The sequence below is a fragment of the Allocoprococcus similis genome, assembly GCF_054660775.1.
Genome location: NZ_BAAHSG010000028.1, coordinates 1 through 18,007 on the forward strand (window position 1 = coordinate 1; position 18,007 = coordinate 18,007).

General features: G+C 42.9%; 18 protein-coding genes. 2 read left to right on the forward strand and 16 right to left on the reverse strand.

All coding sequences use genetic code 11. The features are described from left to right. The 9 genes from ACYQ5K_RS11360 to pcrA all read right to left on the reverse strand — a co-directional run. On the reverse strand, nt 1-1,405 hold a 1,405-nt coding region (locus tag ACYQ5K_RS11360), incomplete at its 3' end, for a type I restriction-modification system subunit M (protein ID WP_459777616.1). Next, a complete protein-coding gene (locus ACYQ5K_RS11365; RefSeq protein WP_459777617.1) occupies nt 1,398-1,622 on the reverse strand; it encodes a helix-turn-helix domain-containing protein in 225 nt (74 codons plus the stop codon). The genes ACYQ5K_RS11365 and ACYQ5K_RS11360, both read right to left, overlap by 8 nt. 188 nt (nt 1,623-1,810) lie before the next feature. Continuing rightward, nucleotides 1,811-2,083 carry a hypothetical protein gene (locus ACYQ5K_RS11370; protein WP_459777618.1) on the reverse strand — a complete coding sequence of 91 codons (273 nt, stop codon included), beginning with the start codon at nt 2,081-2,083 and terminating at the stop codon, nt 1,811-1,813. Further along, nucleotides 2,076-3,047, reverse strand: a complete 972-nt coding sequence (locus tag ACYQ5K_RS11375) for a ParB N-terminal domain-containing protein (protein ID WP_459777619.1) — start codon at nt 3,045-3,047, stop codon at nt 2,076-2,078. Before ACYQ5K_RS11375 ends, ACYQ5K_RS11370 begins: the two co-directional genes overlap by 8 nt. Further along, nucleotides 3,037-3,822, reverse strand: a complete 786-nt coding sequence (locus tag ACYQ5K_RS11380) for a ParA family protein (RefSeq protein WP_459777620.1) — start codon at nt 3,820-3,822, stop codon at nt 3,037-3,039. The genes ACYQ5K_RS11375 and ACYQ5K_RS11380 overlap by 11 nt, the downstream gene beginning before the upstream one ends. A 2-nt stretch (nt 3,823-3,824) precedes the next feature. Then, nucleotides 3,825-4,088, reverse strand: coding sequence for a SymE family type I addiction module toxin (locus ACYQ5K_RS11385; RefSeq protein WP_349141920.1), 264 nt, complete (start codon nt 4,086-4,088; stop codon nt 3,825-3,827). A gap of 183 nt (nt 4,089-4,271) precedes the next feature. Further along, nucleotides 4,272-5,708 carry a 23S rRNA (uracil(1939)-C(5))-methyltransferase RlmD gene (gene rlmD / locus ACYQ5K_RS11390; RefSeq protein ID WP_459777621.1) on the reverse strand — a complete coding sequence of 479 codons (1,437 nt, stop codon included), beginning with the start codon at nt 5,706-5,708 and terminating at the stop codon, nt 4,272-4,274. A 70-nt stretch (nt 5,709-5,778) separates the two neighbouring features. Then, entirely contained in the window at nt 5,779-6,021 is a 243-nt protein-coding gene (locus tag ACYQ5K_RS11395) for a hypothetical protein (protein ID WP_044998722.1), read from the reverse strand. 145 nt (nt 6,022-6,166) lie between these two features. Next, nucleotides 6,167-8,404, reverse strand: a complete 2,238-nt coding sequence (gene pcrA, locus ACYQ5K_RS11400; RefSeq protein ID WP_195231643.1) for a DNA helicase PcrA — start codon at nt 8,402-8,404, stop codon at nt 6,167-6,169. 257 nt (nt 8,405-8,661) lie between these two features. Here pcrA and ACYQ5K_RS11405 point away from each other — a divergent pair, with 257 nt between their 5' ends. Beyond that, a complete protein-coding gene (locus ACYQ5K_RS11405; protein ID WP_173689529.1) occupies nt 8,662-8,970 on the forward strand; it encodes a YerC/YecD family TrpR-related protein in 309 nt (102 codons plus the stop codon). Nucleotides 8,971-9,091: 121 nt separating this feature from the next. Here ACYQ5K_RS11405 and ACYQ5K_RS11410 read toward each other — a convergent pair whose 3' ends face one another. Further along, nucleotides 9,092-9,694, reverse strand: coding sequence for a DUF1836 domain-containing protein (locus ACYQ5K_RS11410; RefSeq protein ID WP_195231642.1), 603 nt, complete (start codon nt 9,692-9,694; stop codon nt 9,092-9,094). Between the two features lie 98 nt (nt 9,695-9,792). Continuing rightward, entirely contained in the window at nt 9,793-10,542 is a 750-nt protein-coding gene (locus ACYQ5K_RS11415; RefSeq protein WP_195231641.1) for a phosphatase, read from the reverse strand. A gap of 201 nt (nt 10,543-10,743) precedes the next feature. On the opposite strand from ACYQ5K_RS11415, the gene ACYQ5K_RS11420 reads away from it, so the two are divergent. Then, nucleotides 10,744-12,534: a glycoside hydrolase family 2 protein gene (locus ACYQ5K_RS11420; RefSeq protein WP_195231640.1), complete on the forward strand. Its 1,791-nt coding sequence runs from the start codon at nt 10,744-10,746 to the stop codon at nt 12,532-12,534. Between the two features lie 684 nt (nt 12,535-13,218). Here ACYQ5K_RS11420 and glgB read toward each other — a convergent pair. From glgB to ACYQ5K_RS11445, 5 genes are all read right to left on the reverse strand, one after another. Then, nucleotides 13,219-15,003, reverse strand: a complete 1,785-nt coding sequence (gene glgB, locus ACYQ5K_RS11425; RefSeq protein WP_195231639.1) for a 1,4-alpha-glucan branching protein GlgB — start codon at nt 15,001-15,003, stop codon at nt 13,219-13,221. 19 nt (nt 15,004-15,022) lie between these two features. Further along, a complete protein-coding gene (locus tag ACYQ5K_RS11430) occupies nt 15,023-16,618 on the reverse strand; it encodes an ABC1 kinase family protein (protein ID WP_173689534.1) in 1,596 nt (531 codons plus the stop codon). Further along, a complete protein-coding gene (locus ACYQ5K_RS11435; RefSeq protein WP_195231637.1) occupies nt 16,611-17,054 on the reverse strand; it encodes a phasin family protein in 444 nt (147 codons plus the stop codon). The genes ACYQ5K_RS11430 and ACYQ5K_RS11435 overlap by 8 nt, the downstream gene beginning before the upstream one ends. A 33-nt stretch (nt 17,055-17,087) precedes the next feature. Then, on the reverse strand, nt 17,088-17,465 hold the full coding sequence (locus tag ACYQ5K_RS11440) for a diacylglycerol kinase family protein (protein ID WP_173689536.1): 378 nt from the start codon (nt 17,463-17,465) through the stop codon (nt 17,088-17,090). 211 nt (nt 17,466-17,676) lie between these two features. Then, nucleotides 17,677-17,934 (reverse strand): hypothetical protein, encoded by a 258-nt coding sequence (locus ACYQ5K_RS11445; RefSeq protein ID WP_173689537.1) that lies wholly within the window; start codon nt 17,932-17,934, stop codon nt 17,677-17,679. Between the last annotated feature and the right edge of the window lie 73 nt (nt 17,935-18,007).

The window sequence follows — 18,007 nt, forward strand, 5'->3', positions numbered from 1 at the left end:
TTGACAGGTAGCACACCATAGCTTGAATATCCTCTTTCTTTACCAATACAGAATATTTATCGATTTCAGTTCTGTATTTTACAGTATCTATAATTTTCTTAATGTCACAAGCGCGCAACTTATTATTCTTTCCAGATTTTTCAAATCCTTTTGATGCATCTATAATAAGCACATCGGATGTAGGTCTATTTCTTTTAAGAATCATAATAATCGTGGCAATATTAGTACCAAAGAAAATATTTTCAGGAAGCCCAATAATAGCATCAATATTATTTTTTTCAATCAGATTTTCACGTATCTTTGCTTCTTCACCGCCTCTAAATAAAACACCATGCGGTAAAACAATTGTCATGATTCCATCATCTTCCAAATGATAAAGATCGTGTAATAAAAATGCATAATCCGCCTTCGCCTTCGGTGCTACTCCGTAATACTTGTATCTAAGGTCAAATTCTTTGTCAGTAGTATCCCATTTCTGAGAATAAGGTGGATTGCTTACCACTGCATCAACCTTTATTAACTGATAAGTTGTGTCCTTTTTGTTTTCCTCAAAGAATGGCCAATCATCCTCCAATGTATCACCGTTTCTTACATTTATGTTGGCTGGCTTTATTCCTCTCATAACAAGATTCATTCTTGTTAAGTTATACGTATTTTCTTTTAATTCCTGTGCGTAATAATCGATTTTTCCTTCACCGGATATAAAACGAGCCGCAGATTTACCAATATTTATTAACAGCGAACCAGATCCAGACGTTGGGTCATATATTCTAATCTGTTTCTTGTTTTTCAGATGTTCCGCAACAATTTCTGACATAAGCACCGACACTTCATGTGGAGTATAAAATTCGCCTGCTTTTTTTCCAGCATTCGCCGCAAAATTACTAATGAGATATTCATAAATAAAACCAAGAACATCGTAATCCTGTTTTCCATCCATCGGAATCTTTTTAATCAACTTCAATAATTTTTTTATTGATTTAGTCTGTGCAGCAGATGTTTCTCCAAGTTTTGATAATCCGGTCTGCAATGTATTAAAGATTTTTTCAAACACCTTAGTATAGACATCATCAATATTGCGGTCAAATGCAGAAAGAGCTTCCCTAACATTAGATACATCAAAGTCATTTCCTTTTTCAAGCCATGTTGAAAAAAGATTGTTATACGAAATAAAGTAGCCTAATGTCTCTCTTAGATGCTTAACAAGTTTAACATCATTTTCATCAACTTGCTTAATTTCTTCCTCAGTAAACTTTTCCTGTCGAAGCAATGTCAATTCTTTTTCAGACAGATATTTATAAAAAATAAATCCAAGGATAAAATCCTTATACTCATTTGCTTCTATTTTTGATCTCATCTGATTTGCAGACTCCCAGATAGTAGATGCTAACTGATGCTTATTCATTGTTTTTTGCCTCCCTTTTCTCGTAGGTTAATCGAATATCATATCCAAGCCCTTCCATCATTTGAACAAAGGTCTTATTCAATATGCTGTCTTTCTTTTTCACAATTCGATTTACATATTGGCTTGTTTTACCAATCTTATCAGCAAGACTTGCTTGCGTCGTATCGCTTTCAATACATTTTATTTTTATATCTTTTTCAATATCATTTAATACCATGCCGTTTTCTCCATTTCCTTATTGCAAGACAAATTCATAAATGTATAATATTCCTTTTAAAGTGTACCATAACTTTATTTATTTTCCAATACAAAAAAGATTATTTTATACAATTATTTTCTTGATATAATCAACTTTCTATAAATTTAAGATCGCGTGTTTTTGCACGCGCCCAACTATCATATCATTTAATTCCTTCTCCCACCCATCTGCCACTTATCATGCTTCTTAATACTCCTTACCGCCTGTGGCAGAGTCCCTGCTCTGCCATGCAGGTGATACGGATGTGATGCTTTATGTTTATGAAATATCACACAGTTCCCCTCTACCGGATAATCTGTATTATGTAAATACCAATAATGTCCGGTATTTCTGGATTGTATCGTCACATCATGTTCACTCAGCATAATAATGTTAAAATACTGGGGATTGATTTTCTCAAACTGTTTTGTATCAAACATCCACATCCCCCTCTCCGGCAAACCATGAAGCCAATGCCTGTTCCAAAACTTCCAGTACCTCTTCTGTGGTCTTTCCCTTAAAATATTTCTTCTTTATCTGAGCAAACATCTTTGAATCAGATACCGGTTTCTCCTTTACCTCTCCCACCAGAATGCTCTTTACCATATCTTCCGTCAGAGAACCTGCTGCATTATGTAGTTCCACAGCCTGTGTATTCTTAATCTTTCCACCATGCTCATCCAGAACTGTACAGACCTGCTTCTGTTCCTCTTCTGACAGATACGATAATTCCACCGCTGTTACCATAGCCATAGTACCTGCATCCACCATTTCCTTAATCTGGTCTGTGGTCTGGTTCAATCTCATGTATCTTGCGATATTGCGTCCGGTCATTCCATAATCTTCCCCAATGGAATCTCTGCTCTTTGACTTGTGGACATCATGTCCACAAGTCTCTGGTGCGTCCACACCATTCAGCTTTGCAATCTCTTCCAGAATGTCATTTCGTCTGCCCTGACACATAACTTTCTCATACCTCTCTGCCAATACTGCTGCCTTTTCCGATGGTAAGAGTTCATCAAAAGACCTCTGCAACATATTGGTTTCTATCACATACACATACGCTTCTCTCTCAGTCAGATTTTCTTTGATGATTGCAGGAATATCTTTGATGCCTATAATCTTCGCAGCATTCCATCTGTTATGACCGGCAAGCATTTCATATCCCTCTGCTACTTTCTGTACGATTACAGGAATAAGAATCCCATGCTCTCTGACACTCTCCACCATATCATCAAGGCGTTCTCCCTCATACAGACGAAACGGATGATTATGAAATGGAACTATCTTCTCTACTGGAATCATTGTTGTGCCATTGGATACCGGAGCATTTTCTACTTCCGGCATTCCTAATAAATCAACTGCATCTTGAAATACTTTTCTTTTTGGTGCATTAGCCTTCATTCTCAATCAACTCCTTTGCCAAATTCTGATATGCTTTGCAAGCCTTACATCCCGGTGCATACTCCAGTAATGGCTCACTGTAATAAACTGACTCTCCCACCTTTACTGTATTTGGAATCTTACTGTCAAAGATCCGAAGCTGACCTACAAATGTCTCTGACACCTGTTCTGTGATGACTTTACACAGATTGGTACGTGCTTCACACATGGTCAACAGAATACCTGCTACTTCCAATTTCGGATTGATGCGGTTCTTAATCTTTCTCACAGATTTCAGAAAATCCTGCAATCCCATCATGGCCAGCAACTGTGGATTTGCCGCGATAATCACTTCGTCTGCCGCCGCTAATGCATTGATAGTGAGTGCTCCCAAAGACGGACAGGTATCAATCAATATGTAATCGTATCTGTCACGCAACGGTTCCAGAATACCTGCCAGAATCCTCTCTGCACCCATTTCGATTCGCAGCTTCGCATCCACCGCTGAAAGCACCATGGATGATGGGATAAAATCCACACCTTTTCTGTTCATAATGTATTCTTCCGGTTCCGGATGTTCTTCTTCCTCAATCTGATTCATCATCAAATGACCGATAGTAACCGGAACTGCTGCCACATCTTCCACTCCCATGCAGGTAGTCAAATTTGCCTGACTGTCAAAATCAACTGCTAATACTTTCTTCCCCAACTCTGCCAATGAATATGCCAGATTAAAGGTAGAGACGGACTTGCCGACTCCACCTTTCATGGCACCTAATACGATGATCTTTGCCATAACTATTTTCTTCCTTTCTTGCAATTATATTTACAATCTTCTGCCACCATCATGCACTTGCCACAAGGAGCATGATATTCCACTTCTTCCGGTTCTCTTGGAGTGATAATCAACTTTCCGTTCTCGCATTCCACCTGAATCAAACTGCCGATTTCAAATCCCGTTTCTTTCAACCACTCTCCCTTTAAGATGATGGTTGGTGTATCTTTATAGTTGTAACCACTCACGTTATATACTTTCATTTTTCTGAATTTCTTAAATGCCATAATGTTGCCTCCTTAGATTTGCCTTGTTTTAGATTAGAATTGCAGACCTTGTATCGGATGCAGAATCATCCGAGAATAACAGTTCCATAGCCCAACGGCACCACCTCCCTTAAACGCAAAAAGAACTGCTAACACGATTTGCATCGTATTAACAGTTCTCTTTTAAGTTCAGTGTTTTATATTCTATTTTTCACCATTTTTAACTTTGTTGAACTCGTCCATATCAACACTAAGTTTAATGTGTGAATCAGGCTTTGTCTTTTGGTTGCCCAAGAGGACGACAGTTTCAATATGGTAAGTGCCCGGAAAAAGATCCACACACCCAATCCGTTCTACCTGATATCCTCTTCCCTGCAGAAGCTCCAGATCTCTTGCCAGGCTGGTCGGTTTGCAGGCAATATAAACCATTCTCTCCACACCAAAATCAATGATCTTTTCCAGTGCTTTCGGATGCACGCCGTCTCTTGGGGGATCCAGCACGATCAGATCCGGTACTTCACCCAGATCATCGATTACTTTCAACACATCTCCAGCCCAGAAGGTACAGTTATCGAGTCCATTTAAAGCAGCATTTTCTTTTGCAGCCTCTACCGCCTCTTCAACAATCTCCACACCTACTACTTTTTTTGCCACTGGTGCAAGGATCTGTGCAATCGTTCCGGTTCCACTGTAGAGATCAAAGATTACCTTATCTTTTGTCTCACCGATATAAGATCTTGCTGCCTCATAAAGCACTTCCGCGCCAAGGGAATTAGTCTGGAAAAAAGAAAATGGTGTGATCTTGAACTTCAGTCCCAGAAGTTCCTCATAGAAATAATCCTGTCCATATAAGGTTCTGGTTCCTTCATCTTTTACCACATCCGCAAGGCTGTTATTGGTTGTATGAAGAATTCCGGCAAGCTTCCCATCATAAGAAAGACCGGTAAGCTTTTCCACCAGTCCGGCTTCATCTAGCTGTGCCTCCGATGTTGTTACCAGATCGATCAGAATTTCTCCGGTACGAACTGCCTTTCTCACAAGAAGATGACGGAAAAATCCAGTATGGCGCATTCTGTGATAATACGGAAGACCTGTATCTGTCGCGAACTCCAGAACAGCCTTTAAAATTCGTCTGAAATCCTCATCCACGATCTTGCATTCTGTAACATTTACAATATCGTGAAAGCTGCCTCTTTTATGCATACCAAGTGCAAGAGGCCCGTCCTTATATTCGTCTCCAAAAGAAAATTCCATTTTATTGCGGTATCCCTCTCTGACCGGGCTTTCTTTAACACCCTCCCAGATATAATCACCATCAACCGCCGCATCCATCATTGCACGGATCTGCGCTTCCTTCATCTCCACCTGCTTTTCATACGGCAGATTCTGATAAGTACATCCGCCACAGGCTCCAAAATGCGGACATACCGGCTGACATTCTTCCGGTGAATGCTCCAGAATTTCCAGAAGCCGACCCTCTGCCTGACCTTTTCGTATCTTATTCACCGCGAAACGCACCTTCTGTTCCGGAACGGTATTCTTCACAATCACTTTTTTTTCTTCGCCCTCTACCACGGCAAATCCTTTATTCGGGAAATCTACCCTTTCTATATATCCTTCTAATATCTGTCCTTTTTTCATCTATCTATATACCCTCACATAGAAAAGGCAGGAATCTTTGACAATTCCTGCCTTCGCTGCTTTCTTAATATTACTGTACTTCGTCTTCGTCACTGAAGAAATCATTGTCGAAATCATCGTCAAAATCTTCTTCAAAGTCTTCCAGATAATCCGGAGTAAAGAAACAATATACTGCATATGCAATTGCTGCAACTGCTGCTACCGCACCGATAATTGCAAGAATCCAGAGAACAGTTGTCTTCTGATCATCATCTTTCTTATGCATCATATCGTTGAGTTTCGTTGTTGCAAGTAATTCTTCGATTCTGTTCATCTCCATACACGCCCTTTCTGCCGTCACTTTCCGCTTCGGCTCACTCATTATTTATAGCTAGTATACCACAAATCCATGCATAATTTCCACCATATTGCACAGATTTTACGAAAAAGAATGTGTTTCTTAGGCACATAGTGCAGTTTTAGTCAATTTTCTGCAGTTTTGCAAACATGGCAAACATCTTCTTCGTGCCCGCCGTATCAAAGTCCACAGTCACTTCGTAGTCTCTTCCGCCTTCTGTGATCTGTGTCACCAGTCCTTCCCCAAACTTTATATGACGCACTCTGTCCCCCACATCATATCCCGGACCTTTTCCCTTGGTCACAGTAAACTGCTGTGCAGGCTTTGTCGCCGCGAACGCTTTTGTCGCAAATGCCTGCTTTGCCTGACGGTAAGCAGATACCTTTGGTTCCTCCTCTGTCTGCTCTTTTTTGAACAGGGCACCGGTAGAAAGCAGACTCAGCGGAATCTCTTTTAAGAATCTGGACATCTTATTATACTGTGTCTCACCGTGTACCATCCGTCGTCTTGCACAGGTCAGCGTCAGATTCTCCTTTGCACGGGTAATTCCCACATAGCAGAGTCTTCTCTCTTCTTCCAGCTCTGCCGGATCATCTGCCGTGATCGTCATATAGCTTGGGAAAATCCCATCTTCCAGGCCGGCGAGATAGACGTGTGGAAATTCCAGACCTTTCGCACTATGTAAAGTCATCAGCACCACATAGTCCGTCTCCTCATCAAGACTGTCGATATCTGCAACCAATGCCACTTGCTCTAAAAAGCCGGAAAGTGTCGGTTTTTCATCTTCTGCTTCACAGGATTCTTCGTATGCAACAATTTTATTCCGAAGCTCTTCAATATTTTCCAGACGGCTTTCTGCTTCTTCATCAGAATCCGCCTGCAGTTCTTCTACATATCCAGTTGCATCGATAATCTCATCCATCAGCTCCGCTACACTCATGCGTTCGCCTTCGGCTTTGAAATGCTCAATCAGGGCTGCAAAGGATTCGATTTTGCCAAGCGCACGTCCGATTCCCGGAACCGATCCTGCTGCCAGGATTGCTTCATAGAAACTGATCTCCCGTTCCGTTGCATAGTCCTGCACTCTTCCGATAGTTGTCAGTCCGATTCCCCTCTTCGGCACATTGATGATCCTCCGCACTGCCAGATCATCTTTTCCATTATCTACTGTTTTTAAATATGCCAGCAGATCCTTTATTTCACGTCTTGCATAGAAGTTTACTCCACCAACGATCTTATACGGAACATTGGATACCACCATCTTTTCCTCGAATATACGGGACTGCGCATTGGTTCTGTATAAAATAGCGAAATCCTTGTATTCTCTTTTTCCACTGTTCACCTTGTCTTTGATATCACTGACAATATAATCCGCCTCATCGTAAGCAGAATCAAACTGACGGAACTGAATCTTCTCACCCTCACCATTCTCGGTCCAGAGCGACTTCTCTTTTCGTCCTGTATTGTGACGGATCACTTCATTTGCTGCGTTCAGGATTGTGGATGTGGAACGGTAATTCTGTTCCAGCTTGATCACCTTCGCATTCGGATATTCTTTTTCAAAATTCAGGATATTCATGATATTCGCACCCCTGAATTTGTAGATCGACTGGTCGTCATCACCAACTACACACAGATTCTGATACTTACCGGCAAGAAGACTTACCAGCTTAAACTGTACCGTATTCGTATCCTGATACTCATCCACCATGATATAACGGAATCTTTCCTGATAATACTCCAGCACGTCCGGCTGTGTCTGAAGAAGCTGTACCGTCTTTAAAAGCAGATCGTCAAAATCGAGTGCATTGTTAGCTTTCAGCTGCTTTTCATACTCGGTATAAACCTGTGCAATCTTCTTTTTCGCCCAATCTCCTTCTGCACGAAGTGTCATCTCTTCCGGTGTGACAAGCTCATCTTTTGCGGAAGAAATCGCACTAAGAAGCGACCGTTCCTTAAACATTTTCGTATCGATCTGCAGATATTTACACACATCCTTGATCAGTGTCTTCTGATCATCTGCATCATAAATCGTAAAATTTGTATCATACCCGAGCCGGTCAATATATCTGCGCAGGATCCGCACACACATTGAATGGAAGGTGCTCACCCAGATACTTTCCGAACCGAATCCAACAATCTGATCCACTCTCTCACGCATCTCCCCGGCTGCCTTGTTCGTAAATGTGATCGCCAGGATATTCCATGGGTTCACACCTATCTGATCGATCAGCCAGGCAATCCTGTGTGTAAGGACACGTGTCTTACCGGATCCTGCTCCGGCAAGGATCAGAAGCGGACCCTCTGTATAGAAAACAGCCTCCTGCTGTTTGTCATTTAATGTATCATAAATACTCATATTTTTGTTCCTCTTTCTTCTCCTCTCTCGAGGCTCTATTGCATCATTATATTATAAAAAAAGTGGGGTGTCAAAGAATCTCTCCTCCCTATTTTTCGTCGTAAAAATAGAAAAATCCAGCTCCTTTTTTCTTATCTGTAAAATTTTGTAAAATATCTGGACTTTAAAATTTTAATGTGCTAAAATGTTATTGTATGAATGAGTGGGGCAGTTTTTGTCACACTCTTATTGATTATTTGTCACGGAGGGATAATATAATGAGTAGAAAAATCAGAACAGAAGCGGTCGATTCTCTATTTGACGCCGTTCTCAGTCTGAAAAGCAGAGAAGAATGCTACACATTCTTTGAAGATGTCTGCACGATCAATGAGCTTTTATCGCTTTCACAGCGTTTTGAAGTAGCTAAGATGTTGCGTGATCAGAAAACATACCTGGAGATTGCAGAAAAGACCGGTGCTTCCACAGCAACAATCAGCCGCGTAAACCGCTCTCTTAATTATGGTAATGATGGATACGATATGGTATTTGAGAGACTTCAGTCGGGGGCTGAAGAATCCGAATCTTAATTTTACAGACACCGGCAGGAGCTGGTAGTAACAGCCATTGCCAGACACATAATAGTAAAAAAGGAACGAATTTCAAAATCTGAAATCCGTTCCTTTTTTATCCTTTTTTTAACTAACGCTTTTATTTTTTCTTATCCGGCTTTGGAAGTTCGTCCACCATTTTTTCGATCAGCTGCTTTTTCACATACACATCAAAACTGAGATTGCAGATAAAGGCAAACTTCTGAAGCTGTTCTCTTTCTTCATCATCCACACATGCAAAAGAATGCTCAGCAGTCTCATACGCCTTGCGAATACTATCCTGCAGCTCTCCAATCCTGCTTTTTTCCATCTTACAGACTTCTTCATAGATGCTTTCCATGTCAAATTCCGAATCTACAGCAAAATATTTGTCCGTCAGTGGCTTTAACAAGATCTCAATATCTTTGATCGAGAGCAGGTTCTTAAAATAATAGACAAAAATCAAAACCAGAAGGTGCTCTTTGGAATACTTTTTCTTGATCGGAGGCGGAAGCAGATTGTTCTTCGCATAATTATTGATCATCGTTTTCGTCAGGATCTTATCATCCTCATAACGCTTCGTCGAACTGAGCTGCTCCTCCATAAAAGTTGTTACCTGATCCATATATAAATCTATATTCGGAATATCTACCGGATGAATATAATCAATTCCACCGACACTTTCCAGGATACTGTTTAATAAATCTTCCGTATTTATCGTCATTCTTTTTCACCTCAATATAGATATTATATAGTATTAAAAACTAGATATCAAGTCTTTTCTCTATCTTTCATCCGGGCTTTTTTAATGTAAATGTCGTATTAACAATTCACTTTTTTCTGTTTCCACATATTCCGTTTATGCCGGATACATGATTCCAGAAGCTCTGCAGAAGTATTAACGATCAGTTCTTCCGGAAAATGACTCTCCTCGATCACCGGAAGCGCATAACTGTAATCTGCAAGATCTACATCCATGTGTGCGTCGCTTCCCATCGTAACCGGAACTTCGTATTTCTTACAGTATTCAAGCATTTTTAAATCATTTTTCCTGGTATCCACGCGGAATCCGCCTGGTCTTAGCGAACCGTTATTTACCTCCAGAATGGTTCCTGTCTCTTTTGCTTTTTTTGCCAGTTGTTCATAATCCACCGGATATCTTCCGTCATCCGGATGTCCAATAATGTGAATCAGCGGATTCTCCATTGCCGCAAGGTATGCTGCCGTGATTGCCTCTTCCGTCCGCTCGCCTTTATAACAAGGTCCATGAATACTTGCAATTGCAAGATCCATCTGACAAAGTGTGCTCTCCGGAAGGTCAACCTCTCCCTTTTCATTCATAATATTCAGTTCCACACCCATGAACAGTCTCACGCCGTACATTTCACGCGGTACGATATGCAGATTCTGGAAATAGAACTCATGACAGGTTCCCGGCATCTGCGGCGCATGTTCAGTCAGTGCAAATGCCTCCAGTCCTTTCTCTTTCGCCATCTGTGCCATCTCACGGATCGTATTGTATGCATGTCCGCTGACAATGGTATGTGCATGTGTATCTAAAACTATTTTCATCGGTCTTTCCTCCTGCCTGCTCTTTGTCTGTGTTCTCACAGTTCATCTTTTCTTATATTCTTATGATAAACTGATTCTTTCTTTTTTACAATCCGTTTTTCCCCGCTGTTTTCATTTCTAAAATTTCTATAAAATGTGCGGTGTTTTTGTTGTCACATGGTACAATAGACTATAAGAATATTTAACGAAAGAGGTTTTTTTATGAATCTTTTAGCAGCACTTGCAAGTGTACGGATCTTTCCCGGAAAAGCTTCCCATCAGACACTGACTACCCGTTGGGGAAAAGCTCTTGATCCGCAGCACATACTGGAAGAATATCCACGTCCGCAAATGATCCGCGATCAATATATCAACCTGAATGGAGAATGGAATTATACAGTTCTTTCAGAGAAAAATACCATAACCAAAGAAGGAACTCTTCTCGTTCCTTTTTCTCCGGAAGCCCCTCTTTCCGGTGCCGGTTTCCAGTTAAAACCGCACGAAAAAATGCTCTGTGAGCGCCTTCTGCCGGTCAAGTGCCTACCTTCCGACGGATCCCGGTGCATCTTACATTTTGGTGCAGTCGATCAGTATGCAAAAGTTCTGGTAAATGGAAAAGTAGTTATCTCACATGTCGGCGGATATCTTCCATTTTCTGCTGATATCACAGATGCTCTGCAGGAGGGTTCCAACGCTCTGACTGTACACATTGAAGACCGTTCCGACACTTCTTATCACAGTGTTGGAAAACAGAAATTAAAGCGTGGTGGAATGTTCTACACCGCCCAGAGTGGAATCTGGCAGACAGTATGGATGGAATGGGTTCCGGCTGTCTATGTCAAAGAACTCGAGCTCACTCCTTTATATGAAAAAGAGACGGTGCACGTATCCCTTCTTTTAAATCATCCGATTTCCGGATGCAGCGATGCCAAAGCGGTTGTCTGTCATGTCAGAGACATGGACGGTCGCCTGATTTCCAAAGGGATCTGCACCAATCAGTCTGACTCTCTTTGCTGTTACTCCTGCTACTGTGACGTCAACAATATGCATCCCTGGAATCCGGATGATCCTTATCTTTATACGATGGAGATACAGGCAGGCGAAGATAAAGTCACCGGCTATTTTGCAATGCGTACCTTTACCATCGAACCGGATAAAAAAGGACTTCCCCGTTTCTGCCTGAACCATGAACCGCTTTTTCTGAATGGCGTCCTGGATCAGGGATACTGGCCGGACGGACTTTACACTGCGCCATCTGATGAAGCGCTGATCTATGATATCCAGACCATGAAAAATCTCGGCTTCAACATGATCCGTAAGCATGTAAAAGTCGAGACTGCAAGATGGTATTATCATTGCGACCGCCTGGGAATGATTGTCTGGCAGGACATGGTAAACGGCGGTACCTACAATGCTCCGTTCATGACCTGGCTGCCTGCGCTCTTTCCAAAATTCAAACTGCATACCAGTGACCGGATTCATCCTCTCTTCGGCAGGAAAAATGTACATGGCAGAGAAGAATTCATCCGCGAATGCAAAGAAACTGTCGCTGCCCTAAAAGCATTCCCATGCATCAGCACCTGGGTGATCTTCAATGAAGGCTGGGGACAGTTTGATTCGAAAAAGCTCACTGCCTTGTTCCGCGAACTGGATGACACCCGGCTCATCGATTCCGCCAGTGGCTGGTTTGACAGACGGCAGGGAGATTTCAAAAGTGAACATAATTACTTTGCAAAGCAGTTCGTAACTCCATCTGACCGCGCTTTCGTCATCTCCGAATACGGCGGCTACACCTGCCAGGTCAAAGGACATACCTGCTCCGGCAAGACATACGGATATAAGATCTGCTCTTCACCGGAAGAATTCCAGACAGCCTATCATAAACTTATGGCTGAAGAAATCGAGCCACTCAAAGAACAGGGCTTGTGCGGAGCAGTATATACGCAACTCTCCGACATCGAAGATGAAATAAACGGGCTGATGACGTACGACAGGGAGGTTTGCAAGTTGTAGGTGGTTGGCAAAGTTACGCACCCATGGATTCGGATTCACCCCCGCTCGCGCTTAGTCCGCAAACGTAGCGGATACTAAGTTCGATGATGTCTGACGACATCCTCTCACTAAGTACCGACGTTTCCGATGGGGTTCATTCCGAATGCATGGGTGCTTGCGTTTGTCGCTCCAGTACAAATTGTGCGGAGGCGCTTCGCTGCCGCACTGGGAAAATACTATTTTAATTTCAGTGGGATAGGTTGCACAGGAACGTAAACTTCATATCATTCACTTATACTTCTCCAGTACCGATATTAAATTTTATAGTATCTACTAATTGGCATCCTACATAAATCCATTGCCACCACTTCCCGTCAGACAACATATCAGGCGACGCGCAGCGGATGCCGTCCCCCTGGTATTAGTTTTTTGTGCGCTTAGTATGGTGCCGTCTTCCCCTTCGCCGATGCGGTTCTGGTGTCATAGCACAGCCCGGGGCAGAACGATAATTCTGCTGGCGGGCCCTCAAAAAACGCCGGCACTTAGCGAGGGGATAACGCTTGCGGTATCACCGAACTTAGTACCGCTGCGTTTTTTGCGAGCCGAACAAACGTCCACTGGACGTTTGTTTAGGCATGCATGGCAAGCGAAAGCGCGCCCGAAAGCAGAAATATCGTTCTGCCCCGGGCGTCCCTTTCCCATCACCTAACTCATCAGCAAAATCCCCGAAAACGGCGGCAGGTCCAGCGTCACATGCGTCCCTTTTTTTGCTTTTGCCGGCAATGTCTTTTTCTTTTTTGTATTTCCTCCATATTCGTCCCAGTCCGTATTCAGTACCACACTGAGTTTTCCTTCTTCTTCGGTATCCAGTTCGTAATCTTCCTGTTCTTCGTCTGAGAAGTTGAATATCGCGATAAAGTTCTTATCTTTTCCTTTTCTTTTGATTGCATAGATACAGCGTTCTTCCTGATGACAGTCCAGCCATTTGAAATTCTCCGGATCGTAATCATGCCAGAATGCATCATTTTCCTGACCGATACGGTTCAGTTCGATCATATATCGGTGAAATGCACCATGGAGCGGATATTTTAAGATATCCCAGTCCTGCTCGCGGCTTTCATCCCACTCGCGGAGCTGACCGAATTCATTTCCCATAAAATTCAGCTTCTTACCAGGATGCGCCATCATATACAGATACATGGCTCTTGCCTGCGGGAACTTATCCTCATATTCTCCGTTCATCTTCTGGAGAATCGTTGCCTTTCCATGTACCACTTCATCATGACAGTATTCCAGCAGAAAACGCTCATTATAATAATACATCATCGAGAACGTCAGCTTATGATAATCTCTGCTTCTGTATTCTGGTGCACTCTGGAAATATTCCAGCGTATCGTGCATGAAGCCAAGATCCCACTTGTAATCAAAACCAAGTCCTCCCTGGTCAACCGGTTTGGTGACACCTGGAAAATTAGTGGAATCTTCTGCGATCAGCATGGCCGTCGGATGAAGGGACTTTAGTCCCTGGTTCATCACCTTCAGAAAATCCAGTGTCGTTCCGTTGACACCTCTGGTCTCGTCACCCTGCCAGTAGATCAGACGGCTGACCGCATCCATACGGATTCCGTCAAAATGGAACTCACTCAGCCAGTAATTTGCTGCCGACTGTAAGAAACATCGTACTTCCCCTCTGGAATGCATGAAATTACAGCTTCCCCATTCGCTTTCACCTACTGCCGCATTTGGATATTCATACAGACAGGTTCCGTCAAATTCTTTCAGTCCATAATAATCGACTGCAAAATGTACCGGAACAAAGTCCATGATCACACCAATTCCTGCCTGGTGACACTCATCCACAAATTTTTTCAGCTCATCCGGTGTTCCATAGCGTGCGGTCGGTGCAAAAAATCCGGTATTCTGATATCCCCAGGATCCGTCAAACGGATGCTCGGAAAGCGGCATCATCTCAATATGGGTATAGTGATTCTTTTTTACATAAGGAATCAGAAGCTTTGCAAGCTCAGTATAAGTATACCAGTCTGTCTGCCCTTCTCCTTTTTTTCTCCAGGATCCTGCATGGATCTCGTAGATATTTACCGGACTGTCAAATCCGACCGTCCGGTTCTTCATCCATTTTTCATCCTTAAATTTATAACTATAAAGGTCCGTTAAGATCGAGCAGTCTCCTGGTCTTAATTCCATCTGGAAACCATATGGATCACAGTGCTCTACCCTTCCGCCATTTGCTGTGTAAATGCAGTACTTATACATCTGACCAGTCTTCGCCGGAATCGGCTGCGACACATATACACCGCTCTGTCCCTCCTGATACATCGGGATCTCTGTCCAGTTACTGAACTCTCCAAATACGCACACTCCTTTTGCCGATGGCGCAAACACACGGAAAATAAAATTTTCACCCTCTTTATGTGCTCCAAAATAACGATATACATCAAAAAGATGCCCTGTATAAAACTCCTTCCGCATCTCTTTTCCCCCTGTTTATTTATTTTTTTGAAAAGATATGTTTGATAAAAACATACATTACTATGGCAAATGCCATCAGATATCCAAACGCACCGATTGCCGGAATCCCCCACAACCTTGGCTGCATATTGGTTGTACAGATAATACTGGAACTGATCAGAAGTGCCATCACCCACAGCCCCATTACAATATTCCGCACCAGCCTCCTGAGCAGTCTGGAAAGCTCATCCGAAGTATGAAGATCCAGGTTGACTCTGGTCTGTCCTTTCATGTGACCCTGCAGGATGTCTGCTGCAAGGGAAGGAATATCCACTGCCTTGTGAAGAGAACGATACAGTCTTTTTGCATCATTCTTCATCTCTTTTTTCCACTGCTCCTTCGTCAGAAAGTTCTCCTTCATCCGTGCCGCCGCAATCTCAACCATGTTGATCTGCGGACTGATCTCGGCAAGCACACCTTCCATATTGGTAAGTCCTCTTGCAAGCATAGTAAGTCCATGAGGCATGGAAATTTTATTTTCCTTCATCACTTCCATCAAATCCTGCATAACTTCCGCAATATCGATATCACCCATATCAACCGTGCCATATTTTGCCATCAGATTATTGATATCTTCATACAGCTTGCTCTGATCCGGCTTTCCGCGGAACTCGCCAAGTGCCATCACCGCTTCCTGGATCAGGCCGATGTCATTCTCTGCCACACCTTTGACTGCATTGCTGATCTGCTCCCGGTCACGCTCGGTAAGTCTTCCCATCATTCCCATATCGATCCAGACAATCTTGCCGTCACGGATGCGCACATTGCCCGGATGCGGATCAGCATGAAAAAAGCCATCCTCCATAACCTGGCGAATATAATTATCTACAAGCTTTGTTCCAATCTCATTCAGATCATAACCATTTGCCAGCAGATTTTCTTTATCGTTGATCGCAAATCCGTCAATATATTCCATCACCAGCACATGGTTGGTCGTATATTCGCGATAGAGCCGGGGCGTTGCAACAAAAGCCACATCCTGATTGCGCTGGGCAAATTCTTCCATACTGGCAGCCTCCAGAAGGAAATTCATCTCCTGCTGGGTGACAGTCCAGAGCTCGTCCAGAACCATGTTAATATCCACCATGTCCTTGATCGTACCTGGCGGAACCAGCTTTGCCGCTTTGTGGAGTAAGCTGATATCTCTGGACATTACCTTATAGATGCCCTGCCTCTGAACTTTGACGACAACGTCTTCCCCAGTCTTCAGAACCGCCCGGTGGACCTGTGCGATCGACGCCGATCCCAGTGGATGCACATCAATGCTCTGGAATACTTCGTTCCACTCATAGCCGTAGGACTTGCGGATCACTTCTGCTACCTGTTCAAATGGCATCGGTGTCACCTCGGAATGAAGCCGCATCAGTTCTTCACAATAGCTTTTCGGAAGAATGTCGGAATGCAGTGACATGATCTGACCAAGCTTAATATAAGTCGGTCCCAGATCCTCCAGGATCAGCCGTAGCTTTTCCGGGGTAAGTCCACCGGTAATCCCATGTTTTCTGAGGACTGCCGTCATCTCCCGCAGTCTGGAACTGTATTTATTTGACTCTTTTGGCTGGTTTTTGTTACTCATTCATGCCCTCGTCGCCAGATTCGATTGCTTCGACTTCTTTTGCTGCTTCCTCTGCCGTCTCTGTTTCAACAGTTTCAACCGTCTCTCCTGCCTGTTCTACAGCTTCTTCTACTTCTTTTGTTTCTTCTTCTGAAACTGCTGCTTCACGTTCATAAATTCTTTCTTTGAGCTGTTCAATCTGCTCCGGTGTCATCTTGTCAAGCAGCTCGTCCAGTTCTTCCGGTGAAGATGTCCTGACAGAAACATTGACATTTTCTTTTACGGTCTTCTTGATATTGTGGCGAAGTTCCTGATTCAGAACTTTTCCCTGTTCTACAGCTGCTTCTCCACGTTCCGCCATCTTATCCAGAACTTCTTTTGACTTTTCTGCAGTTACTGCTGCTGTACCAATCCCTGCAAGTAATACTTTTTTAACTCCATCTCCTAAACTTCCCATAACGTCTATCTCCTTTCACAATTTCAATCTGCTTTAAAGTCCAAGGAACGTAAGCCCCTTTGGCAGAAAAATAATAATCCCGGCGATCGCTGCCATAATTGCTGCGATCAGAACCGCACCTGCTGCTGTATCTTTTGCAATCTTTGCAAGTGGCTTCCGCTCTTCCGTCACCAGATCGACCACCGCTTCTACTGCGGTATTGACCAGCTCCAGCGCCATGATAAGCCCAAAAAGCGTCAGGCAGATGCACCATTCCAGCGATGAGATCTTCAATATCACTCCGGCAATCACTACCAGAACCGCTGCCGCACAGTGAATCTTCATATTCCGCTCTTTTTTGATACAGGTACCAATACCTTCAAATGCGTATCCAAAACTCTTATAGAGCGGATCTTTCTTCTGACTGTCCATATTTCATCACCTGCTTCTTATTATTGTCTTTATTTTACCAAATCAGCTCTATAATAACCAGTCTTTTCCGTATTTTCTTTCTATACAATCTGTAAAAATTGTAAATTTGTATTTGTATGATGTAAGAGTCAAAATTCACTTTTGACTCTTACATCATTTGTATTGAAAAAAGCGGAAATACCATTTCTGATATTTCCGCTTCTCTGTCTGTTTATTTTATCTCTAATTCATCCATCGTTGTTTCCGCATTCATTGCAAAAAGTACACCTCCGAGGAATCCCGGGAAAACAATCGCATATCCTGCAAATATGATCAGCCAGGATATTCCTTTTAACGCCACCAGACTGACAACTCCCCAAAGTGCTGCACCTATAACCCCCCACAATAATGCATTCGTCAGCAGAAACCATCCTGTCATACTCTTTTTTCCATATTTTTTATTCTTCCAGAAATCCCACAGCTTTCTCATTTTACATCTTCCTTTCCAAATTCCTTACCTTTAACAGAATCTTAACAAAGGTATGTAAAATCCAAAGGATCCG

Excerpts from the sequence above, each read along its gene's own strand:
- ACYQ5K_RS11365 (WP_459777617.1), bottom strand. The coding sequence starts at position 1,622 with ATGGTATTAAATGATATTGAAAAAGATATAAAAATAAAATGTATTGAA.
- ACYQ5K_RS11370 (WP_459777618.1), bottom strand. The coding sequence starts at position 2,083 with ATGTTTGATACAAAACAGTTTGAGAAAATCAATCCCCAGTATTTTAAC.
- ACYQ5K_RS11375 (WP_459777619.1), bottom strand. The coding sequence starts at position 3,047 with ATGAAGGCTAATGCACCAAAAAGAAAAGTATTTCAAGATGCAGTTGAT.
- ACYQ5K_RS11380 (WP_459777620.1), bottom strand. The coding sequence starts at position 3,822 with ATGGCAAAGATCATCGTATTAGGTGCCATGAAAGGTGGAGTCGGCAAG.
- ACYQ5K_RS11385 (WP_349141920.1), bottom strand. The coding sequence starts at position 4,088 with ATGGCATTTAAGAAATTCAGAAAAATGAAAGTATATAACGTGAGTGGT.
- rlmD (WP_459777621.1), bottom strand. The coding sequence starts at position 5,708 with ATGAAAAAAGGACAGATATTAGAAGGATATATAGAAAGGGTAGATTTC.
- ACYQ5K_RS11395 (WP_044998722.1), bottom strand. The coding sequence starts at position 6,021 with ATGAACAGAATCGAAGAATTACTTGCAACAACGAAACTCAACGATATG.
- pcrA (WP_195231643.1), bottom strand. The coding sequence starts at position 8,404 with ATGAGTATTTATGATACATTAAATGACAAACAGCAGGAGGCTGTTTTC.
- ACYQ5K_RS11405 (WP_173689529.1), top strand. The coding sequence starts at position 8,662 with ATGAGTAGAAAAATCAGAACAGAAGCGGTCGATTCTCTATTTGACGCC.
- ACYQ5K_RS11410 (WP_195231642.1), bottom strand. The coding sequence starts at position 9,694 with ATGACGATAAATACGGAAGATTTATTAAACAGTATCCTGGAAAGTGTC.
- ACYQ5K_RS11415 (WP_195231641.1), bottom strand. The coding sequence starts at position 10,542 with ATGAAAATAGTTTTAGATACACATGCACATACCATTGTCAGCGGACAT.
- ACYQ5K_RS11420 (WP_195231640.1), top strand. The coding sequence starts at position 10,744 with ATGAATCTTTTAGCAGCACTTGCAAGTGTACGGATCTTTCCCGGAAAA.
- glgB (WP_195231639.1), bottom strand. The coding sequence starts at position 15,003 with ATGCGGAAGGAGTTTTATACAGGGCATCTTTTTGATGTATATCGTTAT.
- ACYQ5K_RS11430 (WP_173689534.1), bottom strand. The coding sequence starts at position 16,618 with ATGAGTAACAAAAACCAGCCAAAAGAGTCAAATAAATACAGTTCCAGA.
- ACYQ5K_RS11435 (WP_195231637.1), bottom strand. The coding sequence starts at position 17,054 with ATGGGAAGTTTAGGAGATGGAGTTAAAAAAGTATTACTTGCAGGGATT.
- ACYQ5K_RS11440 (WP_173689536.1), bottom strand. The coding sequence starts at position 17,465 with ATGGACAGTCAGAAGAAAGATCCGCTCTATAAGAGTTTTGGATACGCA.
- ACYQ5K_RS11445 (WP_173689537.1), bottom strand. The coding sequence starts at position 17,934 with ATGAGAAAGCTGTGGGATTTCTGGAAGAATAAAAAATATGGAAAAAAG.